General features: G+C 44.1%; 25 protein-coding genes and 1 riboswitch. Of the genes, 7 read left to right on the top strand and 18 right to left on the bottom strand.

Features of this window, described 5'->3' with window-relative positions; all coding sequences use genetic code 11:
- Window positions 1-22 precede the first annotated feature (22 nt).
- Window positions 23-1,858: a TonB-dependent vitamin B12 receptor gene (btuB, locus tag AB8613_RS09370; protein WP_371714367.1), complete on the bottom strand. Its 1,836-nt coding sequence runs from the start codon at window positions 1,856-1,858 to the stop codon at window positions 23-25.
- 39 nt (window positions 1,859-1,897) lie between these two features.
- Window positions 1,898-2,103: riboswitch (cobalamin riboswitch) on the bottom strand.
- Between the two features lie 154 nt (window positions 2,104-2,257).
- On the opposite strand from btuB, the gene trmA reads away from it, so the two are divergent.
- A complete protein-coding gene (gene trmA, locus AB8613_RS09365) occupies window positions 2,258-3,367 on the top strand; it encodes a tRNA (uridine(54)-C5)-methyltransferase TrmA (protein WP_132764935.1) in 1,110 nt (369 codons plus the stop codon).
- 80 nt (window positions 3,368-3,447) lie between these two features.
- On the opposite strand, the gene AB8613_RS09360 is transcribed toward trmA, so the two are convergent.
- Both AB8613_RS09360 and fabR read right to left on the bottom strand, forming a co-directional pair.
- Entirely contained in the window at window positions 3,448-3,819 is a 372-nt protein-coding gene (locus AB8613_RS09360) for a YijD family membrane protein (protein ID WP_004736696.1), read from the bottom strand.
- Window positions 3,819-4,460, bottom strand: coding sequence for an HTH-type transcriptional repressor FabR (fabR, locus tag AB8613_RS09355; protein WP_010438693.1), 642 nt, complete (start codon window positions 4,458-4,460; stop codon window positions 3,819-3,821). The genes AB8613_RS09360 and fabR overlap by 1 nt, the downstream gene beginning before the upstream one ends.
- 327 nt (window positions 4,461-4,787) lie before the next feature.
- On the opposite strand from fabR, the gene sthA reads away from it, so the two are divergent.
- On the top strand, window positions 4,788-6,188 hold the full coding sequence (sthA, locus tag AB8613_RS09350; RefSeq protein WP_061019802.1) for a Si-specific NAD(P)(+) transhydrogenase: 1,401 nt from the start codon (window positions 4,788-4,790) through the stop codon (window positions 6,186-6,188).
- Between the two features lie 184 nt (window positions 6,189-6,372).
- On the opposite strand, the gene dinF is transcribed toward sthA, so the two are convergent.
- From dinF to AB8613_RS09330, 4 genes are all read right to left on the bottom strand, one after another.
- Entirely contained in the window at window positions 6,373-7,728 is a 1,356-nt protein-coding gene (dinF, locus tag AB8613_RS09345) for an MATE family efflux transporter DinF (RefSeq protein WP_210447753.1), read from the bottom strand.
- Window positions 7,729-7,845: 117 nt separating this feature from the next.
- Window positions 7,846-8,724 carry a class I SAM-dependent methyltransferase gene (locus tag AB8613_RS09340; RefSeq protein ID WP_146489776.1) on the bottom strand — a complete coding sequence of 293 codons (879 nt, stop codon included), beginning with the start codon at window positions 8,722-8,724 and terminating at the stop codon, window positions 7,846-7,848.
- Between the two features lie 97 nt (window positions 8,725-8,821).
- A complete protein-coding gene (gene lexA / locus AB8613_RS09335; protein ID WP_019820514.1) occupies window positions 8,822-9,442 on the bottom strand; it encodes a transcriptional repressor LexA in 621 nt (206 codons plus the stop codon).
- 94 nt (window positions 9,443-9,536) lie between these two features.
- Window positions 9,537-9,899 (bottom strand): diacylglycerol kinase, encoded by a 363-nt coding sequence (locus tag AB8613_RS09330; RefSeq protein WP_372383755.1) that lies wholly within the window; start codon window positions 9,897-9,899, stop codon window positions 9,537-9,539.
- Between the two features lie 220 nt (window positions 9,900-10,119).
- On the opposite strand from AB8613_RS09330, the gene plsB reads away from it, so the two are divergent.
- Complete coding sequence (plsB, locus tag AB8613_RS09325; protein ID WP_146489777.1) at window positions 10,120-12,543, top strand: glycerol-3-phosphate 1-O-acyltransferase PlsB; 2,424 nt, start codon at window positions 10,120-10,122, stop codon at window positions 12,541-12,543.
- Window positions 12,544-12,698: 155 nt separating this feature from the next.
- The gene (locus AB8613_RS09320; protein WP_372383695.1) at window positions 12,699-14,030 is read left to right on the top strand and encodes an IS4 family transposase; all 1,332 of its coding nucleotides are present in this window, start codon (window positions 12,699-12,701) and stop codon (window positions 14,028-14,030) included.
- Between the two features lie 61 nt (window positions 14,031-14,091).
- Here AB8613_RS09320 and ubiA read toward each other — a convergent pair whose 3' ends face one another.
- Window positions 14,092-14,946, bottom strand: a complete 855-nt coding sequence (ubiA, locus tag AB8613_RS09315; RefSeq protein WP_372383754.1) for a 4-hydroxybenzoate octaprenyltransferase — start codon at window positions 14,944-14,946, stop codon at window positions 14,092-14,094.
- Window positions 14,947-15,489 carry a chorismate lyase gene (locus tag AB8613_RS09310; RefSeq protein ID WP_186727999.1) on the bottom strand — a complete coding sequence of 181 codons (543 nt, stop codon included), beginning with the start codon at window positions 15,487-15,489 and terminating at the stop codon, window positions 14,947-14,949.
- Window positions 15,490-15,651: 162 nt separating this feature from the next.
- Between AB8613_RS09310 and AB8613_RS09305 the strand changes: the two genes are divergently transcribed.
- Entirely contained in the window at window positions 15,652-16,059 is a 408-nt protein-coding gene (locus AB8613_RS09305; protein WP_048610748.1) for a flagellar basal body-associated protein FliL, read from the top strand.
- Between the two features lie 86 nt (window positions 16,060-16,145).
- Here AB8613_RS09305 and glpG read toward each other — a convergent pair whose 3' ends face one another.
- The 6 genes from glpG to ftsY form a co-directional block, all read right to left on the bottom strand.
- Window positions 16,146-16,988, bottom strand: coding sequence for a rhomboid family intramembrane serine protease GlpG (gene glpG, locus AB8613_RS09300; protein WP_146489780.1), 843 nt, complete (start codon window positions 16,986-16,988; stop codon window positions 16,146-16,148).
- Window positions 16,989-17,037: 49 nt separating this feature from the next.
- Complete coding sequence (glpE, locus tag AB8613_RS09295) at window positions 17,038-17,358, bottom strand: thiosulfate sulfurtransferase GlpE (protein WP_048658877.1); 321 nt, start codon at window positions 17,356-17,358, stop codon at window positions 17,038-17,040.
- A gap of 442 nt (window positions 17,359-17,800) precedes the next feature.
- Window positions 17,801-18,658, bottom strand: a complete 858-nt coding sequence (rpoH, locus tag AB8613_RS09290; RefSeq protein ID WP_017055518.1) for an RNA polymerase sigma factor RpoH — start codon at window positions 18,656-18,658, stop codon at window positions 17,801-17,803.
- A gap of 177 nt (window positions 18,659-18,835) precedes the next feature.
- On the bottom strand, window positions 18,836-19,804 hold the full coding sequence (gene ftsX / locus AB8613_RS09285; protein WP_372384811.1) for a permease-like cell division protein FtsX: 969 nt from the start codon (window positions 19,802-19,804) through the stop codon (window positions 18,836-18,838).
- The gene (gene ftsE, locus AB8613_RS09280; protein ID WP_004736585.1) at window positions 19,791-20,468 is read right to left on the bottom strand and encodes a cell division ATP-binding protein FtsE; all 678 of its coding nucleotides are present in this window, start codon (window positions 20,466-20,468) and stop codon (window positions 19,791-19,793) included. Before ftsE ends, ftsX begins: the two co-directional genes overlap by 14 nt.
- A gap of 78 nt (window positions 20,469-20,546) precedes the next feature.
- A complete protein-coding gene (gene ftsY, locus AB8613_RS09275; RefSeq protein ID WP_372383753.1) occupies window positions 20,547-21,785 on the bottom strand; it encodes a signal recognition particle-docking protein FtsY in 1,239 nt (412 codons plus the stop codon).
- A gap of 230 nt (window positions 21,786-22,015) precedes the next feature.
- Between ftsY and rsmD the strand changes: the two genes are divergently transcribed.
- Together rsmD and AB8613_RS09265 are read left to right on the top strand one after the other, a co-directional pair.
- Window positions 22,016-22,618: a 16S rRNA (guanine(966)-N(2))-methyltransferase RsmD gene (gene rsmD, locus AB8613_RS09270; RefSeq protein ID WP_017061036.1), complete on the top strand. Its 603-nt coding sequence runs from the start codon at window positions 22,016-22,018 to the stop codon at window positions 22,616-22,618.
- Between the two features lie 10 nt (window positions 22,619-22,628).
- Window positions 22,629-22,895, top strand: coding sequence for a DUF1145 domain-containing protein (locus AB8613_RS09265; RefSeq protein WP_016784000.1), 267 nt, complete (start codon window positions 22,629-22,631; stop codon window positions 22,893-22,895).
- Window positions 22,896-23,010: 115 nt separating this feature from the next.
- On the opposite strand, the gene AB8613_RS09260 is transcribed toward AB8613_RS09265, so the two are convergent.
- The 3 genes from AB8613_RS09260 to AB8613_RS09250 all read right to left on the bottom strand — a co-directional run bounded on the left by AB8613_RS09260 (window position 23,011) and on the right by AB8613_RS09250 (window position 24,809).
- On the bottom strand, window positions 23,011-23,595 hold the full coding sequence (locus AB8613_RS09260) for a YhgN family NAAT transporter (RefSeq protein ID WP_146489783.1): 585 nt from the start codon (window positions 23,593-23,595) through the stop codon (window positions 23,011-23,013).
- A gap of 266 nt (window positions 23,596-23,861) precedes the next feature.
- Window positions 23,862-24,098 (bottom strand): YecH family metal-binding protein, encoded by a 237-nt coding sequence (locus AB8613_RS09255; RefSeq protein WP_017061034.1) that lies wholly within the window; start codon window positions 24,096-24,098, stop codon window positions 23,862-23,864.
- Between the two features lie 90 nt (window positions 24,099-24,188).
- Window positions 24,189-24,809 (bottom strand): lysoplasmalogenase, encoded by a 621-nt coding sequence (locus AB8613_RS09250; RefSeq protein WP_146489784.1) that lies wholly within the window; start codon window positions 24,807-24,809, stop codon window positions 24,189-24,191.
- Window positions 24,810-25,315 lie beyond the last annotated feature (506 nt).

Below are 25,315 nucleotides of genomic sequence, written 5' to 3'. Positions count from 1 at the left end.
CCGAAGGCGGTTTAGGTGTTAATTAGAATTGGTAAGTAGCATTCATGTGATATGTACGCTCTGGTGATGGGTACCCACCAGCAGTCTCATACTCTTCGTCAGTTAAATTATCCACTCGACCATTTAAAGTTAGGTTTTCATTCGCATAGTAGTTCACTGAAACATCAAACAAACTATACGCAGCAAGATCTTCAGAGAAATCCGGTCTCTCACCGACATATTGGTAACCTAGCGAAACATCAACCTCATCGAAACTAGCCACTGCATTATACTTGTAAATCTTCTTAGCTCGGCGTATCAATTGCTCACCAGATTGATCTTCTGGGTCTTGGAAGTTAGCGCTCACTTGGTGATTAATAAAGCTAGTATCAAATCCAACGACCACTTCCACACCACGCAGTTGGCTTTCGCCACCGGTATTGTAGTACTTGCTTGTCGCGTAGTTGTAATCAATTAAGTCTTCGACATTCGTATCATAGCCAGTAATCGACCAATCAACATCTTTGATTAAGCCACCAAAAGTCAGCTCAAATGAATCTGCCTTTTCAGCTTCTAACTGTGCATTACCGTAGTAGCTATAAAGTTGATATAAGTTAGGTGCCTTGAATGATGTGCCATAAGCCGCTTTTACGAAAAGCCACTCAGCATAACGGTAGCCTAACCCGGTATTGTAAGTAGTCTCAGTACCAAACTGTTCATTATCATCAACACGAAGGCTAAGCTCACCAAACACTTTATCCGCATCTGCGTTTAATGCTGCGAAGTATGCAATATTCGTTCTATCGTATTCAGTATTCGAAGGCTTCACAATATAAGCCTCATCACGCCAATCTACACCGCCACTAAGAGTCAGTGCCGAAGTCAGTTTGTATGAATTCACCCATTGAACATTTAGCTGTTCGAGTTCATCAGATGTTGCTGACACCGAGTTTTTACCTAAGGACTGTTCGTAGTTCCAGTTATCTTGATTCTGATAGTTAACTAGGAAATCAGACTTAAGTTCACTGCCACTATATTTAACCCCAGCAGCAAAGGTAGAATTCTGAACTTCTGCCTCTTTGTAAGAGTGGACAGGTGCTCCCGTAATATAATCAACATACGAACCATCATATTGAGAGATAGTCTCGAACATTCGGAAGTTAGCAAAGCCACTCCATTGCTGATCAAAGTTATGAACATAACCAATTAGTGCGTTGCGCGATTCGAAACCATGGCGGTCACCATCATTTATTCCCGAGATTGGGTGAACGTTGTAACCCTCATCCGAATCGTAACCAACAGATACGTTTAAGTGACCATTTTCGCCAACTTTAGTACCGCTAACAAAACTTAACTCTTCATAATCACGGCTGCCTAATCCCGCACTCACTACCGTTTCTTCATTGTCAGAACTGGCAACTGTAATGATATTAATCACACCACCAATAGCCTCTGAACCATACATAGCAGCACGAGCGCCTCGTACATACTCGACTCGTTCAACAAATGTGATTGGCAGCTGGCTGAAATCGACACCACCTTTTGCAGCGCGAGCAAAACGAATGCCGTCAATTAACACAAGAACCTGATCAGAGTTAGCACCTCGAACAAAGATCGAAGCTTGCTGGCCTCTACCACCATTCTGTGTAACTTGAATACCCGTTAATCGTTTGAATACATCAGTTAGTGACTTAGCTTGAATACGAGCTATATCTTGACGTGTCACAACCTCAACTTGAGCGACAACACTTTCAGTGCTTTGCTCAAAACGGTTAGCCGTAACCACCATGGTTTCGTCGGTAGATGCTTGTTGGGCGTGTAAATTGGAGATAGGTGAAAGCAGCGATGCTACAGCAACCGCTAAAAGGGATTTGTTCATGTTGTGATCCTAAATCGCGTAAAGTCCTACCAAACCACATCTTATGGTTTGGCCGCTGGCAGGTATTCGGACTCAAGAGCACAACCTTTATGGTTACCTAATACTCGACTTCCCACAAAAAGCTATTTGCAGTGTCTTATGAATACTCGTTCTCTTTTACCGCTGCGCGTCAGTTCTGGATTTACACCAGATTCCCTCTTCAGCCATCTATACATCTAAATGACACCAGCTTGCCGAAGATAGTATTGACCTCTGAATCATTTGTCTAGTCTAAGATAGTTATAAGCTATAGTTTTCATGGCCTATTTACACTGAATGACTCTCAACACTGGACAAGCGCCTGTGATTGAATAAAATCTGCGCTCTTGATTTAAAAGCACGACAGCAAAAGGCATAACAATGGCGAATTTAGATGTAAACCCGCAACGCTACCAAGAACAACTGGCAGAAAAGACAGAGCGTCTTACTGAAATGTTCTCAGAATATAATGTGCCTGAGCTGGAAGTGTATGAATCTCCAGAACAACACTACCGCATGCGTGCTGAGTTCCGCGTGTGGCATGAAGGTGACGATATGTATTACGTCATGTTCAACCAAGAGACTAAAGAAAAATATCGCGTAGACCAGTTCCCTGCTGCTAGCCGTCTAATCAATGACTTGATGCCTCTATTAACGGATGCAATGAAGGACAACCACTCTCTACGCCACAAACTATTCCAAGTAGATTTCCTTTCTACATTAAGCGGCGAGATTTTGGTGTCACTACTTTACCACCGTCAATTAGGTGAACAGTGGATTCAAGATGCTAAAGTACTTAAGCAGCAATTAAACGATGAAGGTTTTAACCTAAACCTGATTGGTCGTGCGCGTAAGATGAAAATCGTACTGGACCGTGACTACGTTATTGAAAAGCTAGACGTGAATGGTGATAGCTACATCTACCAACAAGTAGAGAACAGCTTTACTCAACCAAACGGAAAAGTAGCAGAGAAAATGTTGGAATGGGCTGTCGACTGTACTCAAGACAGCAAAGGTGACTTGCTTGAGCTTTACTGTGGTAACGGTAACTTCTCATTAGCGCTGGCACAAAACTTCGAGCGTGTACTGGCAACAGAACTGGCGAAGCCGTCAGTGGAATCTGCACAATACAACATCGCGGCGAACAAGATCGATAATGTTCAGATCATCCGTATGTCTGCAGAAGATTTTACCGTAGCAATGGAAGGCAAGCGTGAATTCCGTCGTCTACAGCAAGCGAACATCGATCTTAAGAGCTACAACTGCAACACTATCTTTGTTGATCCACCGCGTTCAGGTATGGATGTAGATACTTGTAAGATGGTTCAAGGCTACGAGCGTATCATGTACATCTCTTGTAACCCTGAAACGTTGAAAGAGAACCTAGAGATCCTAAGCGAAACACACAATATCACTCGTTTTGCTCTGTTTGACCAGTTCCCTTACACCCACCACATGGAAGCAGGTGTATTCTTAGAGCGCAAAGCATAAGTCTCGCTTTCTCGGCCTAAGACAAACAGCAAATACAAAAAAACGAGCCAATTGGCTCGTTTTTTTATTTATAGATTGGTTTAAGCGGTTTTACCGATAAAGCCTAGCTTCTTACCTACCCAGGCTAAAAGCAGCATCGCGACAATAATCGCGAAGAAGTTTGAACCTGCATCAGGGTGTTGTGCTTTCACAAAAGCCGAGTGGCCAAATGCACCCACGAAGAAACAAGCTAGACCTACTAGTGGGATATCTTCAGATACTGGATTAGTTAGGTATTCTTGGTAAAGCGCTTGTACTGCCAAAACTAAAGCGATAAGCGGGAAAATAGAGAAGCCCACTTCGCTCATTGTTACCCAAGATAACAATGCATCACCACACACACCGGCTACAACAGCAAGTACGAGTGTCTTTCTTTCAGAACCACGGTTTACAGTATTATTTTCATTCGACATTATTCAATCCCGCCTTTTAATCGGTTACGTTCACGTTCTTTACGATACCAAAAAGCTCCTTTGGCCATCATTCGCAATTGCATGATCAAGCGTTCAGCCAATTCATCTCGCTGACGTCGATCTAAATCTAATGCTTCTGCCCCTGAGTTGAAGACTAAGATGACCGAGGCTTCAGCTTGAGTGAAAGCTTCGTCCCTTGTCATGCCAGTCGTTATCAAATATTCGGTTAACTCAGCAGAGAAGTGCTGTATCTCACGAGCTACCGCTGCACGAAACTCAAATGAAGTTCCTGAGCGCTCTCGCAATAACAGTCTGAATACGTTAGGGCTGCTTTCAATGAATTCCATAAAGGTTTCAACCGATGTGCGAATCACACTACCTTCTTTTACTATGCGTTGCCTAGCTTGACGCATTAACTGGCGCAACAGTAAGCCACCTTCATCAACCATGGTTAAGCCAAGCTCATCCATGTCTTTGAAGTGACGATAAAAGGAAGTCGGTGCTATTCCAGCCTCACGAGCGACTTCTCTCAAGCTTAGATTGGAAAAACTACGATCGGCACTGAGCTGGCTAAATGCTGCATCGATTAAGCTGCGACGAGTTTTTTCTTTTTGCTGTGCGCGAATGCCCATTGGTTTCATACTTTATCAATTTCTTCTTTTACAGCCTAAACAGGCATGTCTAATACTCTGTTTAATATAACGCGAATCACTTATTTATATAAGGCACTCTGGTTATATAAGACACTAAACATACCTCTTTGTTCACGTACCGAAGTAAATACGTTCGCAGAAAAAATTTCAATATCCACACTGTCATTTGGAGACATACGACAGACCAAATATTATTTTTTCGATAACACTGCGTGATCCCACCGACTCTCTGATGCCCTTTTCATGTACCCAAGAACAGAATCAGTTAAAATCTCGCTAAAGCAATGTTAATCAAATATAACAAGGAAGATATCTATGCCGCACTCCAACCACTTTGATGTAATCGTAATTGGTAGTGGCCCCGGAGGAGAAGGGGCAGCGATGGGATTAACCAAAGCCGGGTTGAACGTTGCAATCATTGAGAAAGAGAGCAGCGTTGGTGGTGGTTGTACTCACTGGGGAACAATACCTTCAAAAGCACTGCGCCATGCCGTAAGTCGTATTATCGAATTCAACAGTAATCCGCTGTTTTGTCAGAACAACAAAAGCATTCACTCTACGTTTTCCAACATTTTGGGTCATGCTAAATCAGTTATCGATAAACAGACTCGATTACGCCAAGGCTTCTACGACCGCAACCAGTGCACGCTGGTATTTGGTACTGCACGTTTTATCGACACCAACACTGTCTCGGTAATGCAAAGCGATGGCACTGAAGAACATTACAGTGCAGACAAATTTGTTATCGCGACAGGCTCTCGCCCTTACCAACCAGATAACGTCGACTTCCTGCATGAACGTATCTACGACAGCGACTCGATTCTTTCTCTTAAACACGACCCGCAACACATCATCATCTATGGTGCTGGCGTTATTGGTTGTGAATATGCGTCGATTTTCCGCGGTTTGGGTGTAAAAACCGATCTTATCAATACTCGTGACCGCTTGTTGTCATTCCTAGACAATGAAACCTCAGATGCACTTTCTTATCACTTCTGGAACAGCGGCGTCGTGATTCGCAACGATGAAACCTTTGAGAAAATTGAAGGGACTGATGATGGCGTGATCATCCACCTAGAGTCAGGTAAAAAGATGCGTGCTGACTGCCTGCTCTATGCCAATGGCCGAACGGGTAATACCGACAAACTTAACCTTGGTGCTGTTGGCTTAGAAGCGGACTCTCGAGGTCAGGTATCAGTGAATACCAACTACCAAACTAGCGTTGATCACGTTTACGCGGTAGGTGATGTCATAGGCTACCCTAGCCTAGCAAGCGCGGCTTATGACCAAGGTCGATTTGTTGCCCAAGCAATTGTCAAAGGCGAAGCAGAAGGTCACCTAATTGAAGACATTCCAACAGGTATCTACACCATCCCTGAGATCAGCTCTGTAGGTAAAACAGAACAAGAACTTACCGCTGCAAAAGTACCGTATGAAGTAGGACGTTCTTCATTCAAGCACCTAGCTCGCGCTCAAATTGCGGGGAAAGATATTGGTAGCTTGAAGATTCTGTTCCATCGCGAAACCAAAGAGATTTTAGGTATCCACGTGTTTGGTGAGCGTGCAGCTGAAATCATTCATATCGGACAAGCGATTATGGAACAAAAAGGTGAAGCAAATACTATCGAGTACTTTGTGAATACGACCTTTAACTACCCAACCATGGCAGAAGCTTATCGTGTTGCAGCACTCAACGGCCTTAACCGTTTGTTCTAGATAAAGAACCGATAGGAGTATTTGACCACCCATAGGCCAAATACATAAACAGCAAGCCACGCGCTTGCTGTTTTTATTTAAGGCATTGAATAATAGGGCATTAGTAGCAATTAGATCATGATGTTCTAAATACCCCTTTACCTGTACAACCTCATTTACCCTTCCATAAACAGAGTCCCCAGGGCTAAGCGAGAAACTCCCCCTTCTTCCACTGAGAAACAAACAACACACCCAAGCCAACCCCGCGCATTGCCATAAAGCTCAGCATCGCTAGCCACAGTGCATGGTTCTCTAAACCTGATGCTAAGTAGAAAATCGCGAAGAAACTGCAGGTCGCAACAAACATACTATTGCGCATATCCTTGCCTTTAGTGGCCCCAACAAAAATACCATCCAACAAGAAGCACCACATAGACACCAATGGCATTGCGATTAACCACGGTAAATACACCTCGGCTTGGCTCTTCACGTCTGGGATTGTAGTGATCATATTAATTAAGCTCGAGCCAGCAATTGCGAATACTATGGTCAGTACCAAACAAATATTAAAGCTCCAGAAGAAAGTACCAATCAATGACTGGTTCAGTTCATCTTGGTCTTTCGCACCTATCGCCTTACCGACCATGGCTTCCATTGCATAGGCAAAACCATCCATCCCATAAGAGATGATCATCAAAAAACTCATCAACACTGCATTGGCCGCAACAACATCATCGCCAAAGCTTGCACCTTGGAAGGTCATGAAAGTGAAAGTCGCTTGTAGGCACAATGAACGAAGAAAGATATCGCGATTCAGTTTCACGAAACGACTCAAACCTTGGCTGGTTTTCTTAAACAGATCCCATGGCGATGGCAACTGTTTCTTCGCCCAGATTCGGTAAACACAAATCAGGCCAAATGTTAGACCAGCATAATCAGCCATTACAGATGCCAATGCTGCACCTTCCACTTGCCACCCTAAACCGATAACAAAAACGATATCCAAAACGATATTAGTGACATTGGTGATTATCACCATCCACATTGGCGCTTTGGCATTTTGAGTCCCGAGCAGCCAACCTAGAATCACAAAATTAGTCAGCGCAGCAGGCGCACTCCAAGCTCGGATTGAGAAGTATTGCTGACCATAGTGCTTAACTTGATCACTGGCGCTGCTCAATGAGAAAACTAAATCGGCGACTAGACTGTGTAAAAGCAAAAAGGCACCTGCAAACCCTAAAGCCATGGTCACGCCTTGCACAAAAACTAGGCCAAGTTGCTTACCATCATTCGCACCATAAGATTGTGCGGCTAGCCCTGTTGTCGACATACGCAGAAAACCAAGCAACCAAAAGGTCACGCTGATCATTGTGCCGCCCAGCGCCACACCACCTAAATACCAAGAATGCTCTAAGTGGCCGATAACCGCCGCATCGACTAAGCCCAGCAGTGGAACAGTAATATTAGAGAGAACCATCGGGATCGCGAGCAACAGCACTTTTTTGTGCATCGCCTGATTGGATAGCGTTTGAAAAATAATTTGGGGGTTAAATAGCTTCACGATCACCTCTTAGTTTAGAGGCGATAGTTTAACCTAGTGGGTGGGCTTTCACTATGTTGTGGAATTTTACTTATACCGATTGTGTACTCAGTTACTCGAAATGCAGAATCGCTAAGATTACCACTTAACGAGTACTAACTGCGGCGTTAAGCGCTTTTTGACCTGAGAGATTTTACAAAGAAGTCGCTGCCACAACTTCCAACGATTACATTGCTGTTCTAATGGTGAAAATGACTTAACCCATTGAGCCCATGGCAACCAATTGAGAACACTGTCTATTGGTGAAGATAACCCGTGAGCATACTTTCCTGAACCAAGCTTTTGCCCAAGAGCACTAGAGCTTTTATCTCCAGCTAACACTAAACACGCGTGTGCATGAGTAAAATAACGACTGAGAGACTGAATAAAGTGCGCGGTCTGTTGTTCATTGCAATCCAGCAGAGCATGTTCACACACCACCATCACTGAGGCTTGTTCTGGAATGTTAAGTTCATCCAACCAAGTTAGTTCATCAACAGAGCCACACTCCAAACGATAGCGTTCATTTTTGTGGAACAGGCGTTGGCGCCACACTAGGTTTTCCGTCACATCCAGCTCAACCCAATGGCAGCGTCCATTATCCAAACGGTAGAAACGGGTGTCGAGCCCTGCCCCAACATTGATGATCCAGGCATCTGGGTTGTGAGACAGAAATTGTTGAACTTGAGAGTCACAAAGTTGAGTCAGTGTTGCGTAGAGAAGTTGTTGCTGATCGAGCTCGCCAGTAAGACATTCAGGTGCGAGTTGGCAACGCTTGCAGGCTTGTGCTGCGATAGGGTCATAAACGAGACCATCATCAGCTAGGCTTTCACGACTACGAAACCAAAGGTGTTGAACGAGGTTGGTTGGAACTTGGAATTCTTGATGTGCAGCCCCTTGAACAGAAGAAGCCTTTTGCACAGAGGAGCGCGGCTTACGAGTAAGCGGCTTCATTTGAGGTTTGGTTGGGTTTGGCATCATCATCTTCCTTGTATCTCGACAAAGAAGATGATAATGAATATCAATTACAATAACAAGTTATTGAGAATAAATATCAATAAACTGTTTGTACTTATTACATCCAGTCGGTGTTACGAATAATACCAACCGCAAGTCCTTCAATAGACAAGTGTTGAGATTCTAGATCGACATGGATTGGAGAAAACTCTTCATTTTCAGCGTGTAACAGAACCGTTGAACCTTTACGTTCTAGGCGTTTTACCGTTACATCATCATCGACACGAGCCACGACAACCTGACCATCGCGTACATCTTGTGTTTTATGAACAGCCAGTAGATCACCATCCATAATACCGATGTCTTTCATACTTTCGCCATTTACACGAAGTAAGAAGTCAGCTTGTGGCTTAAACATGCCAGGGTCAACTTGGTAATGCATCTCTACATGCTCTTGAGCCAAGATAGGCTCACCAGCGGCAACCTGACCGATTAATGGTAAACCTTGCTCTTCGTTTGCAGCATCTTCGAGCAAAATACGAATACCGCGAGACGCACCCGGGATAATCTCAATCGCTTCTTTACGAGCAAGAGCTTTCAAATGTTCTTCTGCAGCATTAGCAGAACGGAAGCCTAGTTCACGTGCGATTTCTGCACGTGTCGGTGGCATACCGGAATCTTCGATCTTACCTTTGATAAGGTCAAAGACTTGTTGCTGGCGGGGCGTTAACGGCTTCATGATTCACCTGTCTTTTTATACAGTTGACTGTGAGTATATCCAGTAACTGAACAAAAGCAAAGCAATTGGTTGTTTTTAGTTCATTTTTAGCAAATTACAAAAACAAGATATCTAGCCATACATAACCGGCTAGTGCCAAACAGATGAAAACCGCAGCCGAACCGACATCTTTCGCCATCCCGGAAAGCTCATGGTGTTCACTGCCGATTCGGTCGACAACCGCCTCAATCGCGGTATTGATTAGCTCGACAACCATCACCAACACGACTACTGAGATCATCAGGATTCGCTCTACTTGGCTTACATCTAAGTAAAATGCCAACGGAATAAGCACGGCTGCCATGAACGCTTCTTGTCGAAATGCAGCCTCGTTTTTAAACGAACTGGTAATGCCTTGCCATGAAAAGCCTGCTGCTTTGATGATGCGTTTGAATCCGGTGTTTGATTTTTTGGTCATTTTTAACCCTATACTCAATCAGTCGATGAATGATTTTCCACAAACTTAACGGCAATATGACTATTTCCATTAAAAGGTTAGACCAGTTTCTGGTATTCTTGCATCGATTAAATTTACGCCTAGGCTTATCCCTATTTCACTCATAGGATTTATCCTTTTTAGCATAGAAATAGAGATACGCTTCAGCACATTGAAATAACTATTGAGGCAGTGAACCTATATGTCTTCTGGACAATCTTTTTCACGTTCATTAATGAAGCTACCTTTATCCGTATTGGTAAAGGGCACATCAATTCCTTCAAACCCTGTCGAGGATTTGAACATTGATTTGAGCAAACCGATTGTATACGCCTTACCGTTTCGCTCAAGTGTAGACATTCTTACATTGCAAAAACATGCACTTGAATTAGGCCTACCTGATCCGTTGAGCATGCTTGAAATCAACGGCAAATCACTGCAACGCTACGTTTTTATCTCTTCTCGCAAAACTCTACTGCAAGACGATGATTATGTACCAAGCTCTTCAATTGAAGTTTTCTCTGAATTGCTTTCACTACACGCTGACGACTCTGAACTCGATGTTCAAGTCATCCCTGCCACTGTGCTGTGGGGACGCAAACCTGGTAAAGAGAATAATCAGAAGCCTTACCTACAGGCAATGAACGGCTTAGAGAAATCAAAAGCAGTATTGCTAGCAGGCCGCGACTGTCTGGTTCGTTTTAGCCCAGTGGTTTCTCTACGCTATATGGCCAATTCACACGGCACCGACAGCACCATCGCTCACAAACTGGCGCGCGTGGCACGAATTCACTTTTCTCGCCAGAAACTTGCTGCCTCAGGCCCTAACCTGCCAAGCCGCCAAGCTCTGTTCGATCGCCTACTAAAATCAGAAGCGATCAAGAAAGCGATTGAAGACGAAGCGCAAGCAAAGAACATCTCGATCGAGAAAGCGAGCAAAGAAGCTCAAGATATCATGGACGAGATTGCGGCGAACTTCTCTTACTCGCTGATCAAGCGTGGTGAGAAGATTCTTGGCTGGCTGTGGAATAAGCTATACCAAGGCCTGCATATCAGCAACGCTTCAACGGTTCGTAAACTGGCTCAAGATGGCCACGAGATCGTTTATGTACCTTGTCACCGTAGCCACATGGATTACTTGTTGCTTTCTTATGTCCTTTACCACGAAGGCATGGTGCCTCCGCATATCGCTGCGGGTATCAACCTGAACTTCTTCCCTGCCGGTCCGATTTTCCGTCATGGTGGTGCGTTCTTTATTCGCCGTAGCTTCAAAGGCAATAAGCTTTACTCGACCATTTTCCGTGAATACCTAGCGGAATTGTTCGCTAAAGGTTACTCAGTAGAGTACTTCAGTGAAGGTGGTCGTTCTCGTACAGGTCGTTTACTGCAAGCGAAAACGGGCATGCTAGCGATGACAATTCAAGCAATGCTGCGCGGCATGAACCGTCCAGTGACTTTGGTTCCTGTGTACATCGGCTACGAGCACGTGATGGAAGTGGCGACTTATGCGAAAGAACTTCGTGGCAAGCGTAAAGAAAAAGAAAACGCGAGCCTAGTGATTCGTACCATTCGTAAGCTGCGTAACTTTGGTAAAGGCTACGTCAACTTCGGTGAGCCGATTCAGCTGAACCAATACCTGAATGAGCATTCACCAGAGTGGACGAAAGACATCGATCCTATGGGAACCAGCAAACCACAATGGATGAACCCGGTGGTTAATGACTTGGCGACCAAAATGATGACGCACATTAACGATGCGGCAGCGACCAATGCCCTGACCCTTTGTGCAACGGCACTATTGGCTTCAAGACAGCGCGCATTGTCTCGTGATTCTTTAGTTTCTCAGATCAATTGCTACCTGTCTCTGCTTAAGAACGTTCCATATTCTGCAACGTTCACTGTGCCAAAAGACAGCGCTGAAGATTTGGTAAAACATGCTGAGTCACTGAACAAGTTCTTGATTGAATCAGACTCAATGGGCGACATTATTTCACTAGACCGTCACCAGTCAATTCTGATGACCTACTACCGTAATAACATCATTCACTTGTTTGCTCTGCCATCATTAATTGCTCAGATGACTATTCGTCAGCACGGCTTAACGATTGATGCGATTCAAAAGAATGTTGCAGCAATTTACCCTTTCTTGAAGAAAGAGTTGTTCCTAAGCTACGACGAAGATCAGCTTGAAGATGTGGTTTCAAAGATCATTGAAGAACTAGTCGGCCAAGGCATGCTTGTAGTTTCTGATAACGAAGTCACCATCAACCAGTCAAACAGCCAAGCACTGATGCTACTAGGTCGTACGATTTCAGAGACACTACAACGTTATTCAATTGCTCTGAACCTATTGGCTGAGAATCCTGATTTGGATAAATCAGACCTTGAGCAGAAGAGCCAAGACATTGCACAGCGACTTGGCCGCCTGCAAGGCATCAATGCACCAGAGTTTTTCGATAAAGGTGTGTTCGCTTCAATGTTCGCAACTCTGAAACAGCAGCAATATCTGGATAACGATGGTAACTGTGATCTAGAAAAGACTCAGCAATTCGCTAAGCTTCTCTACTCAATGCTTTACCCAGAAGTACGTTTGACGATTCAAGAGAGTATCCACCAAGCAGAGTAACAACCCGTTTGGTGTCGCTTTAATAACAAAACGGAACACGATCAAAAAAGGCACCCAATGGGTAATGCCGATCAGTTAAGAAATTTGTGAGATCATTTGACCGATCCTCAAAAGGCTTCAAAATCCGATATTAGGAAACTAATATCGGATTTTTTATGTCTTTAGAAAGCCAACTTGCTAATACTTTTCGGTCATGTAATACCTTCCATCACTTTGACAAATACTCTGACATTCTTAGTCCAGAGCTTATCCAGCAAGGCTTTGAGCAAGCTGGCGTAGCAACCGTTAGAAGAAGACGGTTACCTTTGGAAGCAGTACTTTGGTCCGTTGTTGGAATGAGTCTCTTTCGTCAACAATCTGTTTGGGATATCGCTAACCAACTCGATATTGTCCTGCCAGACAAACAACGCTTTGTTGCACCAAGTGCTGTTGTTCAAGCGAGGCAGAGATTAGGTGAAGAAGGTGTAAAGCAAGTCTTTAAGAAGATGGCAGCGCATAGCTATCAAGCGTCTAACTTCGAAACTTGGTGTGGATTAAACCTTCTCTCCGTCGATGGTGTCGTTTGGAGAACAACAGATACACCTGAAAATCATCAAGAATTTAAAGCGCAGCGTAATCAATCATCTGAAAATATTTACCCTAAGGTACGTATGGTTTGCTTGATGGAGCTTACAAGTCATCAACTAATCGATAGTGCATTCTCTGACTATCGCACCAGCGAAATGCGGCTCGCAGAAGAGCTCATCGAGCAAACACCAAATCATTCTCTGACTATTTTTGATAAAGGATATTACTCTTTAGGGCTGCTTAATCGTTGGAACAAAGTAGGTCAAGAAAGGCATTGGATGCTCCCTGTGAGAAAGGACTTTCAGTATGAAGTCGTCCATAAATACAGCCGGAGTGACGCTATCGTTGCCATAAAAACAACACCTCAGGCAAGAAAGAAGTTCAGTGATCTCCCTGAGACAATAGAAGCAAGGTTAGTATCGAAAATTATCAAGGGTAAGGAATATCAGGTACTTACATCAATGTGTGATGGGTTGCGCTTTCCTGGTGAAGACATCGTAGAGCTCTATCGCTATCGTTGGGAGATCGAATTAGGCTATCGGGAAATGAAGCAAACCTTGCTGGATAGTGAGTATACATTGCGAAGTAAGCGGCCAGATATGGTCAAACAGGAGCTCTGGGGAATTTTGTTAGCCTATAACCTTATAAGGCAGGTTATGACAAAAGCAGCGAGTAAGTTAGATAGCATCTGGCCGAATCAATTAAGCTTTACGAGTAGTGCCATGGCTGTGACTCAATACTTCGCTGCTTTACCTTTAACGAGCCCGGGAAAACTACCTAAACACTATGAAGTGTTATTACAGCAAGTATCTATGTTTATCCTACCACCCCGAAGAGAAGATAGAAGCTATCCTCGCTGGGTAAAACTGAAACCCAAGAAATATGCAACAAACAGAAAAAATGCCAGTCAGCTTAACTGACTGGCATTACACCCAATGGGTGCCTTTTTCTTTAGCATTCGTTAACTCGAAAAGCTGATGCTTACCAGAAGGTAATGAACAAACCCACGGTCACTGCCATTCCAACATAGTTGTTGTTGAGAAAAGCTTGAAAGCATAGGTCGCGGTCTCGGTGGCGCATCAGATGTTGTTGATACACAAATAAGCTCCCAGCTACCAACAGTGCCCAATAGAAGGTGTCACCTAATTGGTAATACATGCCTAACGCAATCAGCATCGCTAGGGTGACGAGTTGTAAAGAACCAATAATCAGTTTATCGAAGCGACCAAATAAAATAGCCGTCGATTTAATGCCAATCTTCAGATCGTCATCTCGGTCAACCATCGCATATTGCGTGTCGTAGGCAATAGTCCACAATGCATTAATCACGAAGATGAACCAGACAACGCTTGGTAGCTCATTGGTTTGCGCAGCCCAAGCCATTGGTATTGCCCAGCTGAACGCCAACCCCAGAAATATCTGAGGAAGGTGTGTAAACCGCTTCATAAAAGGATAAATAAAAGCTAAACCAACACCGATAAAAGAGAGCTTTATGGTCAGTGGATTCATGGTGAGTACCAACAAAAATGAAACCACGGCTAGCACTAAAAAGAGCAGAATCGCTTCCTTACTGGAAACCAAACCTGAAGGTAATGGACGCAGCTTGGTACGTTTAACATGACCATCTACTTTACGGTCAGCAAAGTCATTGATCACACAGCCAGCTGAACGCATCAACACCACGCCGAGTACGAAAACAACCAAGACATCAAAATCAGGCATACCTTGTGCGGCGATAATCAGTGACCACAAGGTCGGCCAAAGGAGTAACAGGGTACCAATCGGGCGATTCATTCGCGTTAATTGCCAATACGCCTTCGCTTTGGTGGCAAGCATTTACACACTCTCCTTAGAGTAAATGGGTGATGTTGGTAAAAACAGTTCTGCCACAAGCATCGGTTTATGGTTCATCCATAATCGAGAACGACGCGCGAGTAATCGCTCATCGCCTGCGATAACCCAACCGACTTGCAGCGCATCTCGCTCCACGTTCTCAGCACTGAAAACGGTCAATCCAAGCGGGACATTACCTTGTTGAGAAAGGTCAGAGTGTTGATGGTCTTCTAATGTGACTCGGGGGATCAAGGTTCGACCTAACACCCACGGTTCGTCATCACCCTTTAAAATCACTTTACGCAGTAAGCAATCAAACGATGATAAAAGATGTTCCTCGTCCTGTTGTAGCATTGAGCGTTCTACAACTTGATTATGAAGCAACTCAACAGACAGGTGCTGACAGCACTTACCCAACTTGCGGGAAAGAGAACCTTGCTCCATCAGCCACTCTTTGGTGGTTTTATTAGGAAAATCAAATGTTTCTGTACTTTGCCAATCTACATTCATTAACGAATTAAGATACAGCGATATTGGCTGATTCATACTAGTATTCAATAGGTGACTTTACACGTACAATAAAGCTTCAACTTTCGAACAAAATTAAAGCGTTCTTCGAATTGTAAACGTATTTAGATTTAGACCGCTCATTGTAACAAGACTAATGCGTTTCGAATATCGCGAATAAACTAAAGAAAAGTCACAAATATGCACAAACGTTATGTAGCCCAAATATTTCTTGCGATTACCCTACTCTTTTCAGCATCAAGTTTCGCTGAAGAGGAGTCGGCAGCTAAACTCGCCTACTTCACACTAGAGCCAGACCTGACCACCAATTTTTACACTAAAGGTAAAAAACTGGGCTACATTCAGGTTCGCCTCGACATCATGGTGGCAAATAGTAACGACTTGGCCGCTATTGAGCATCACCAACCACTGATTCGCGATGCGGTGATTGAATTGCTTGGCAAACAAAACGAAGAAACCATTAAGTCTCTATCCGGCCGTGAAGACTTAAGAAAATCCTTAGTTGAGCACCTCAACAAGATTTTGCTTCCAGAGACAGGTAAAACCCTGATTGCTGACTTACTGTTTACCAAATACCTTTATCAGTAATGATGTAAAACGAATCCCAATAAAAAAGCGGCTCATCTGGCCGCTTTTTTGTCTCTATCGTTTGCCTACTCACGAGAAGATATGAGTTAACTTCTTGCCGAGCTTGGTGCTTTCATCGCATCGATAAAGCCAATAATCACACCAGCGGCTAGGCCAGCTAAATGCGCAGTATTGGCGATAGCCATAAATGGCTGCATGTACCCAAGTACCAACCACACCAACATAAAGCCGACAATCTGTCTCGGGATACCTAAACCAAGTTGCGGCGCCTTCGCACCGACAACCCATAAGTAACCAACCAAGGCATACACAACACCAGACAAACCACCGAAGTTCGCCCCCTCAACCCAATACTGCCCAGCACCTGAAAGCGCAGAAGAGACAGCAAATATTTGCAGTAACTTAAGACCGCCTAACTTTTTCTCAATATCTCCACCCAGTTGCCACCACCACAAGATATTAAATGCGATGTGCATAACTGAGAAATGCAAAACAGCATGACTGAGCCAGCGCCACAATTGCCATTGCTGCCCATCAACCGCAGGGAAATGCAATGCGTTAAAAATCGCTTGCCCGAACCCTATCTGCTGCAAAGCAAAAATCACCACACACACCAACATGATACTCAGTGTCACTGGGCCAGCTTTGGCTTTTATCATGCCCATGAAGCTTGGCGTGTGATAATGAAAGTTGCTCTTTCTAGTCTCTGCCATATCCCAAGACGCCGCTTGATAACGCTTATGATTGGGTTCCGACAAAAAGCGGTTGAGCTCAGCTTCAGTTTCCACCTGAAATTGACCATCAATAAGCCAAAGAGCAAAACGCCCTTCCCCCTCAGGAGACATCTGAATAGGGATCTGACGAGACGCCATATAATCAATAAATGCTTGAGCAAGACGTGGGTTGTCTAACACCATCAATCTAATCATTGTTACTTCCTATTCATACTATGAGAGATGCTTGAAGCGATAAAGGTAATTAACCAGCAATCACAGGAAGTTCAGCACGGTGCCAAGCTTCGAAACCGCCGTCTACACTATATACCTCTTCAAAGCCTTGGTTCACTAAATATTGTGCTGCACCTTGGCTACTAATACCGTGGTAGCACATCACCAAGATAGGTTGTTCGAACTCAACCTCATCCATGAACGACACCATTGTATCGTTAGTCAGGTGGTAGGCTGTTTGTGAGTGAGCAACCGCAAAAGACTGCGGGTCACGTATATCGACAAGTCGAGCGTTGCCTTGTTCAATGAGGGCTTGAGCGCCTTTAACATCGATATGTTTAAACTGGTCCATGACTTTCTCTTTTATACTGATTTACTTTGCTGCCATTGTAACCTATCCCAAGGCTAACATTCACATCCACTTAATAAGGTTATCCACCAGCGATCACTTTTACACCATTTGTGGATAAATCTGTGAATTGCGTGAATAAAGTGCCTTTTTAAAAATAGATCCACAACATGTAGTAAGGATCCTGATCTAACTGTGGGTTAACTGAAAAATATCCCCACTCGAAAAACCCCGTCAAAGCCTTACTACACCCTGCTTTTAGACAGCTGACGAATAAACTTCTCACAGAGTTATCCACAAAATCATTTTGCAAATTTCGATCGCAAAAATTGAGAAATCGATCCAAAACAAAAAGGCCGAGATCTCTCGATCTCGGCCTTTTCAAAATTCAGTTATTTGCTAGCTCTACTATTAGAAGGTAGAAGCTAATAGAAACTAGATGCTATTAGAAATCGCCAACGGCTTGCTTCAATTTCTTCATCGCATTCTTTTCTAACTGGCGAACACGCTCTGCAGAAATGCTGTAGGTATCCGCTAAGTCTTGCAGGGTCGCTTTATTGTCGTCTAACCAACGTGAGCGAACAATGTGTTGGCTACGCTCGTCTAAGCTTGCTAGTGCGAGTCCTAGGCGATTATTGGTGTGTGACTCCCAGTTAGCCGCTTCTACCGTTTCAGCAACGTCTGATGCTTTGTCTTCTAGGTAGTAAACTGGAGCTGTGTAAGCAGAACCGCCGTCGTCATCGTCCATAGGCGCTTCAAACGTCGCGTCTTGTGCCGCTAAGCGAGATTCCATTTCACGAACTTCAGAAGGCTCAACACCTAGCTCACGAGCAACTGTCTCAACTTCACCGTTATTAAACCAACCTAAACGCTTTTTAGACTTACGAAGGTTAAAGAACAGTTTACGCTGTGCTTTAGTTGTCGCAATTTTAACGATGCGCCAGTTACGCAGAACGTATTCATGGATTTCAGCTTTAATCCAGTGAACTGCGAAAGAAACCAATCGAACACCAACTTCTGGATTGAAGCGCTTAACAGCCTTCATCAAGCCGATGTTACCTTCCTGGACGAGATCAGCCATTGGCAACCCGTAGCCAGAGTAGCCTCTTGCAACGTGCACCACGAATCGTAGGTGGGAAAGGATCAAACCTTTCGCAGCATCGATCTCACCTTTGTAATGTAATCGCTCTGCAAGTCCACGTTCCTCTTCAGGTGTCAGCATTGGGTAGCTGTTCGCTGAGCGGATATAGCTATCTAAACTATCTTGTGTGACTAAAGCCATTTGATACGCTTGGTTTGCCATTCGGTTCCTCATCAATCTCTGATCTGGAGTAATACATCTATTAAAACCCGACAATCTTGAACCTAAAATGAACAGGTTTCAAGGAGGGGGAAGTAATTATGCATAATCAATTCGTCTATACAAGACAAAAACTGGTTAAGAAGTGCCTATTTTTCGTCTAAATATGACTCTATTCACCTAAACTGGTTCAATTTCTTTTAGGTGACGCTGTGCAGAAAGCTTCGCAGCCACACTACCCAGCAGGGTTCCGACGATCAAAAGCAGTAAAGACTCATCCCAACTCAGGCCAATTAAACGGAAGTGACTGTCGTATAGCTGAGCCAAGTCATCCACTGCGCTGTTCAGTAATACGGTAATCAATGCCGTCATTACCCAAGCGCTAATCGAACCTAAAACGCCAAACCACATCCCTGCATAAAGGTATGGTCGAAGAATATAACTGTCGGTCGCACCAATCAGCTTCATGGTTTGAATCTCTTCTTTATGCGCCAACACATTAAATCGTAGTGTATTGCCGATAATCAGAAATACCGCGCCCAACATCAATACCGTTAAGGTAATCACGATGACAGCCGCTAATGCTTTGATCGCATCTAATCGAGCTAACCAATCTTCGTCTAAACGAACATCGGTGACTAATTCTTGTTGTTTAACTGTGCCTGCCAGTTCTTTAATTAGGGTATCGCTGTGTACGCTTGGCGTAATCACCAGCACACCTGGCAGTGAATAATCGTCTAAGATGGTTAGGGCATCTTCAAAACCAGAATACTGGCTGAGGTCTGCAAGCCCTTGCTGTGGAGAGATGTACTCCACCAGCTCGACTTGATCCCAACTTTCGATTTCATCCTTAAGCACCATTACTCGGGGCTCAGGAATACCATCCTCTACATAAGCACTTATTTGTGACGGGCTAGTGACATCTTGCGCTACTTCACCCACATTTTTACCCAATAGGTACAAACAAGCTGGCATCGCCAACGCCATTGAGATCACCGCAAGGGTCAGCAAGTTGCCTAACGGGCGCTGCCACATTTGCGAGAACGATGACTTGGCTTGTTTCCAGTGAACGATAAAGAAGCCGTCGCTTGAGGTGCGGTTCGCTGCTCGATTAGATTGAGGTTTCTTAATGCGCTTATTCGCGGCCATAGTCTTCAACCTCACTCAAAAATCCTTGGTTTAATTCAAGATGGCGGTATTGAGGGCGAGTGTTCACTAACCCGATATCGTGCGTCGCTAGGATGATCGTAACACCTGCGCGGTTGAACTCTTCAAACAATCGCAACACACGGTTAGATAATTCAGGATCTAGGTTACCGGTAGGCTCATCTGCTAAAAGCAGAGTTGGGCGGTTCACCACAGCTCGAGCAATACCCACGCGTTGTTGTTCACCACCCGAAAGTTGGCTTGGCAAACAACGGGCCTTGTCTAGTAAACCTGTTTTGTCCAACGCAGCACTGACTCGGCGTTTTATTTCGTTTTCAGAAATAGATTCAATGCGCATAGGCAGAGCAACGTTATCGAAGATCGAGCGATCCATCAGCAGGCGATGGTCTTGAAAAACAATCCCAATATTACGACGTAAGAAAGGAATGTCTTTGGCTGGGATACGAGTGATATCGTGATCGTTGAACCAGACTCGTCCATCGGTTGGACGCTCTATCGCGCAGATCAACTTCAGCAAGGTACTTTTACCAGCCCCAGAGTGCCCACCCAAAAAAGCCATCTCTCCACGTTTCAGGTGAAAGTCTACTTTTTGGAGCGCTTGTCTTCCACCTCGGTAAGCTTTACTCACTTGCTGAAATTTGATCACCGAAAATTCCTCTTACGATCACTAATATCAAATTTAAAAACGGTAGCAAATTAAGGATAAACCACTTTGCTACTCGCGTTACTCTTCGCGGCTAAATAGTGCTTCAATGAAGTCTTTAGATTCAAATGGACGCAGGTCATCAATACCTTCACCCACACCAATGTAGCGGATTGGAATCTGGAACTGGTCAGCAATTGAGAAAATCACACCACCTTTCGCCGTACCATCTAGCTTAGTCAATGTAATACCCGTGACCGGAGCCACTTCACTGAATAGTTTCGCTTGGCTGATAGCATTCTGACCCGTACCTGCATCTAGCGTTAGCATGATTTCGTGTGGTGCAGAGTCATCAATCTTCTTCATTACACGAACGATCTTGCGTAGCTCTTCCATCAGGTTGCTCTTATTCTGCAAACGACCCGCTGTATCGGCAATCACAACATCAACGCCACGCGCTTTCGCTGCTTCAATCGCATCGTAGATAACAGACGCACTGTCCGCACCAGTGTGCTGAGCGATAACTGGCACATCGTTACGCTGACCCCAAACCTGAAGCTGTTCAACCGCTGCTGCACGGAAGGTATCACCCGCAGCTAGCATCACTTTCTTGCCTTCATTTTGGAATTGTTTCGCCAACTTACCGATCGTAGTTGTCTTACCCACACCGTTCACACCAACCATTAAGATAACGTAAGGTGTTTTAGTGGTATCAACAACCAGTGGCTGTTCCACTTGACTTAAGATGTCTGCCATCTCTTCTTTGAGCAAACCATATAGAGCTTCGCCATCTTTTAAGTCATTGCGAGATGCTTTTTCTGTCAGGTTTTCAATGATCTTAACGGTAGTATTCATACCCACGTCAGCAATCAGAAGTTGTTCTTCTAGCTCTTCAAACAGATCTTCATCGATTTGCTTACCTTTGAATAGACCAAAGAAACCCGCACCGATGTTTGCTTTAGTACGACTTAGGCTGCGCTTAAGGCGAGCAAAGAAGCTTTCTGTCGGCTTCTCTTGTACTTCTTCAACCTTAGCTTGAGGAGCCACCACTTCTTCCTGCTCTGCTTCTGCTTCTGCTTCTGCTTCTGCTTCTGCTGCGACAGGTTGCTGCTCTTGTTGAGTTTCTTCAAGCGCTTGCTCAAATTCAGTTGGTATAGCGACTTCAGCTTCAGGCGCGACCTGTTCAGCCTCAACTTGTGATTCAACTTCAGTTTGATCTTCAACGCTTTCTACGTTCGCTTCATTCTGAGTTTTTAGGCTTTGTTCTTCTTCACCAAAACCAAGCCACGATAATAATCCGCGCTTCTTTTTTTCCGTCATCAGAGGAGTTTCCTAGATCTACTAATTAGCTGTATTGACTTAATACACGTCGACTCTTTGCTATTGTTATACAATACAAGCTTGTACAAACGAATAGTAAAGAAAAATGACAAAGCAGTGATAAGTTTGCTTTTAGCTTGATACACTTTGTCATTGCAAATTTATTTAATACACAAACCCACTTAAATTGGGCTCGGTATAGTATCACTTTATTAGCGGTCAAAAAATCTATGGTAAGACGTCGCCAGCAAAACACATCACAAAAAAAGCCATCCGGAGGCTTTGTTCGAATTATTAGTGGCTCATGGAGAGGTAGAAAGCTACCAGTTCATGATTTAGAAGGATTACGCCCAACCATTGACCGAGTAAAAGAGACACTCTTTAACTGGGTGGCTCAAGATATCCCACATTCAACTTGCTTGGATGTATTTGCCGGTTCTGGCGGTCTAGGTTTTGAAGCAGCTTCTCGCCAAGCAAAAATGGTGACACTGCTCGAAATGAATCAAAAGGCAGCCAAACAGCTTTCTGATAACGCGAAAGAGCTCAAAGCAGACAACATCAATGTCGTGAATACTGATGCTATCTCTTTCCTTAAGAAACCGGGCACTCCTTACGATATGGTTTTCCTTGATCCACCATTTCGTAAAGGCTTACTGGCAGAAACAGTACAACTGCTTGAGAGTAACGGTTGGCTTGCAGACAATGCCATCATTTACGTCGAGACAGAAAAAGAACTGAAACTCGAAGCTATGCCAGAGAACTGGGAATTGCATCGCGACAAGACCACCGGACAGTCAAGCTACCGACTGTTCAATCGAATCACTGAAGAATAGGAGTTATTGAATGAAGTTCTTGCTTCCACTAGCAAAAGCAGCCATCGCCTTTGTTTGGTTTATCTTAATCGTAAATATTTTCTACCCGTTCCCGGGTAATGCTGCGATTGCGCTTTATATCATGACAGCATTCTTGTTCTTCATGCACGGCCTGCAGATGCTGATTTTCATCGGTGCATTCGGCGATAAGATCGAGATGTCACGTTGGGAGAAGTGGTCAATATTGATTTTCGGCGTCTTTGCCTTACTCGATATCCGACGCAAACACATGATGTAATCAAGCTTAAGCTCAGATATAAAACGCTTAGCTACAGAAAACATCATGACAGAAACAGTGAAACAAAAACGCCGCTCATTTGAGCGGCGTTTTTTTATTTACTGTGGTAACGACATTAAGCCATGTAGCCTTTCACACCATCTAGGAACATTTGCGTCGACAACATAACCAGCAACAAGCCCATCAAGCGTTCGATGGCTTTAAGGCCCCTCTCACCCAGCACTCGCAGGAAGAAACCATTAAACATCAGAATAAAGAAGGTAGCCCCCCAAGCCAGCATCACCGCGCCTGAAAGCTCTAACATATTGTCAGGGTGCTGAGTCGATAACAGAATCAATGCCGCAATAACTGAAGGGCCAGCAATCATTGGGATCGCCATCGGCACAATAAACGGTTCTTCACCCGCCGCAAGGCCGGTAATACTGCCCGCACTTGGGAAGATCATCTTAATCGCGATGATGAACAGAATAATACCGCCAGAGATACTCAAGGTTTCAGGCTGCACGTGCAGGAAGTTCATGATGCTTTGACCAGCAAACAAGAACAACAGCAGAATAATCAGCGCAAACATCAGTTCACGAACAAGAACAATACGGCGACGCTTCGGATCAATATGCTTAAGGATAGAGAGCACGATTGGTAGATTACCAAGCGGATCCATAATAAGAAACAGCATGGTCGCTGCAGATAAAATTTCCATAAGTTTGTCTCGAAAAGCGTAAGTGCGCGGAGTATAGCAGCCTCAACATTGATTTTCGAACGCAGTAATAAAAGGATTAACTTATGTAATTAGAAGGGAATTTTTCGAGAGTAAATAGAAAGGTAGAAAGGTAGAAAGGTAGAAAGGTAGAAAGGTAGAAAGGTAGAAAGGTAGAAAGGTAATTTAAAGAGTGGAACCGAAAACATCGCATCCACTCCTCTTAATCTATAAAAGCCAAAAGGCTCTAAAAACCAAGTCACTGGGAATTAGTGGTTACACACACGTTCGCGATTAGTGCAAAGCTTGTCATCAATAACTACGACCTTTTCCATCTTCAAGAAAAACTTCAGCAATCCATCTAAATCCAGGCCGTTCAGCTTACAGGTATGAAAGCGCGCTTCTGCGCCATAAGTTTGAGCAAGCTCCTGCGTCAACTCTTCGCGAGTCAGTGGCTTTTCACTCAGTAGGTTTAAAACGTTGTGTGCATGAATTTCGGTAGTCATAACTCTATCTCATGTTTAATGAAGTAGATGTAGAGTACCTACTTTCATCTGAGCTGCCTTGATGTAGCTCAGAGTTAAGCTAGCTCTACCCTAAATGGTAAGGGAAGCAACAATGAGAGCGTGAGCCAGAAAGTAACTGCCCGTCACCCAAAAGTAGGCACCCTTAATTGGGCTACGATAGAAATTTAGCGCGTATGCTAATGCCGAAAGCAGCAACACGGCACAACCAGCAAAGCCCACCGCATGCGACAGTTGAGGATCAAGCAACCAGAGCTCACCAGAAGCCCATGCAAGCTGAATAAGCACAATACCCATGATAACCACAGGAAAGACGAGTTTGTCTAAGCGAGGCAGTAATAAGAAGAAAGCAACGACACAAGCCGCCAACAGCAGCGCGAACAACCACCAGACCATTTCTCCTGATAGCTGTAACCAAAATGCTTTGCTGTAACAGAGCTGAGCCAACAAGAAGCAAACAAAATGCAGAGAACGTTTTTGAGTAACAGTATGCAAGACATCTGCGATCGCAGAAACCGCCAACCCAGCAACGACCCAATAAGTAAAATCAGCAACGACAGATTGAGTTAAAGCAATGGTCGCTAATAATACAAAGGTAAAAACCTTATACGATAAGGCCTGACCGATATGTCCATGTTTCGTTCCTGCTATTGCTCCGATACCAGACAAGGAAACCGCCAACCAACTCCACATACCATTTGCCCTATTGCTTTAAATCGTCGCCAGTCTAGGCACACGAGTGTTGATGTAAAGCCTCAGCGCCTCAAAGTTGGATCTTGATTACGCTTCCACTAAAAAGAGTCTCTTTAGATTGAAGTCGTAACAATTACTACCGTGACAATGGCCATTCGTTTAAAACTAGCGCGAATCATCATAAAACCCATTCAAACTGGCATTAGAGTCACCATACTTGAATTTTGGTCAATTCTAACCTATCAGACCCACCAAAACCGACCATATTCCGCCAAAAACCACACTTGAAAAATTAAAATAAACACATTTAAAGCAAACAATAACAATAACTTAAAGAGATAAACTCAAGTTTAATAGGAAAATAAAAACACCAACCAACCCTAGACTTGTAAAGTAGCCAGTTTTCTTTTTTAAAGCCCAGTTTTGTCAGGTTATTTCAAGCCCCCGGTAAAAACCGCCACAAAAACCAAGCCGAAAATTTAAAAAACCAACCAAAACAAACCTCA

This window comes from Vibrio sp. BS-M-Sm-2 (genome assembly GCF_041504345.1).
In the GTDB taxonomy this organism is placed as follows: Bacteria; Pseudomonadota; Gammaproteobacteria; order Enterobacterales; family Vibrionaceae; genus Vibrio; species Vibrio satsumensis.
The sequence above is the reverse complement of the archived record's forward strand: the minus strand, read 5'-3'. Positions and strand labels throughout refer to the sequence as shown.

Coding starts and splice junctions, on each gene's coding strand:
- ftsY (WP_372383753.1), bottom strand. CDS start 21,785: ATGACGGAAAAAAAGAAGCGCGGATTATTATCGTGGCTTGGTTTTGGT.
- fabR (WP_010438693.1), bottom strand. CDS start 4,460: ATGAAACCAATGGGCATTCGCGCACAGCAAAAAGAAAAAACTCGTCGC.
- AB8613_RS09310 (WP_186727999.1), bottom strand. CDS start 15,489: ATGAATCAGCCAATATCGCTGTATCTTAATTCGTTAATGAATGTAGAT.
- AB8613_RS09320 (WP_372383695.1), top strand. CDS start 12,699: ATGTCTTTAGAAAGCCAACTTGCTAATACTTTTCGGTCATGTAATACC.
- AB8613_RS09250 (WP_146489784.1), bottom strand. CDS start 24,809: ATGTGGAGTTGGTTGGCGGTTTCCTTGTCTGGTATCGGAGCAATAGCA.
- rpoH (WP_017055518.1), bottom strand. CDS start 18,658: ATGGCAAACCAAGCGTATCAAATGGCTTTAGTCACACAAGATAGTTTA.
- btuB (WP_371714367.1), bottom strand. CDS start 1,858: ATGAACAAATCCCTTTTAGCGGTTGCTGTAGCATCGCTGCTTTCACCT.
- ubiA (WP_372383754.1), bottom strand. CDS start 14,946: ATGCTTGCCACCAAAGCGAAGGCGTATTGGCAATTAACGCGAATGAAT.
- trmA (WP_132764935.1), top strand. CDS start 2,258: ATGGCGAATTTAGATGTAAACCCGCAACGCTACCAAGAACAACTGGCA.
- AB8613_RS09340 (WP_146489776.1), bottom strand. CDS start 8,724: ATGCCAAACCCAACCAAACCTCAAATGAAGCCGCTTACTCGTAAGCCG.
- AB8613_RS09260 (WP_146489783.1), bottom strand. CDS start 23,595: ATGGAAATTTTATCTGCAGCGACCATGCTGTTTCTTATTATGGATCCG.
- glpE (WP_048658877.1), bottom strand. CDS start 17,358: ATGGACCAGTTTAAACATATCGATGTTAAAGGCGCTCAAGCCCTCATT.
- plsB (WP_146489777.1), top strand. CDS start 10,120: ATGTCTTCTGGACAATCTTTTTCACGTTCATTAATGAAGCTACCTTTA.
- AB8613_RS09360 (WP_004736696.1), bottom strand. CDS start 3,819: ATGTCGAATGAAAATAATACTGTAAACCGTGGTTCTGAAAGAAAGACA.
- lexA (WP_019820514.1), bottom strand. CDS start 9,442: ATGAAGCCGTTAACGCCCCGCCAGCAACAAGTCTTTGACCTTATCAAA.
- AB8613_RS09265 (WP_016784000.1), top strand. CDS start 22,629: ATGAAGTTCTTGCTTCCACTAGCAAAAGCAGCCATCGCCTTTGTTTGG.
- AB8613_RS09305 (WP_048610748.1), top strand. CDS start 15,652: ATGCACAAACGTTATGTAGCCCAAATATTTCTTGCGATTACCCTACTC.
- rsmD (WP_017061036.1), top strand. CDS start 22,016: ATGGTAAGACGTCGCCAGCAAAACACATCACAAAAAAAGCCATCCGGA.
- AB8613_RS09330 (WP_372383755.1), bottom strand. CDS start 9,899: ATGACCAAAAAATCAAACACCGGATTCAAACGCATCATCAAAGCAGCA.
- AB8613_RS09255 (WP_017061034.1), bottom strand. CDS start 24,098: ATGACTACCGAAATTCATGCACACAACGTTTTAAACCTACTGAGTGAA.
- glpG (WP_146489780.1), bottom strand. CDS start 16,988: ATGATTAGATTGATGGTGTTAGACAACCCACGTCTTGCTCAAGCATTT.
- sthA (WP_061019802.1), top strand. CDS start 4,788: ATGCCGCACTCCAACCACTTTGATGTAATCGTAATTGGTAGTGGCCCC.
- ftsX (WP_372384811.1), bottom strand. CDS start 19,804: ATGGCCGCGAATAAGCGCATTAAGAAACCTCAATCTAATCGAGCAGCG.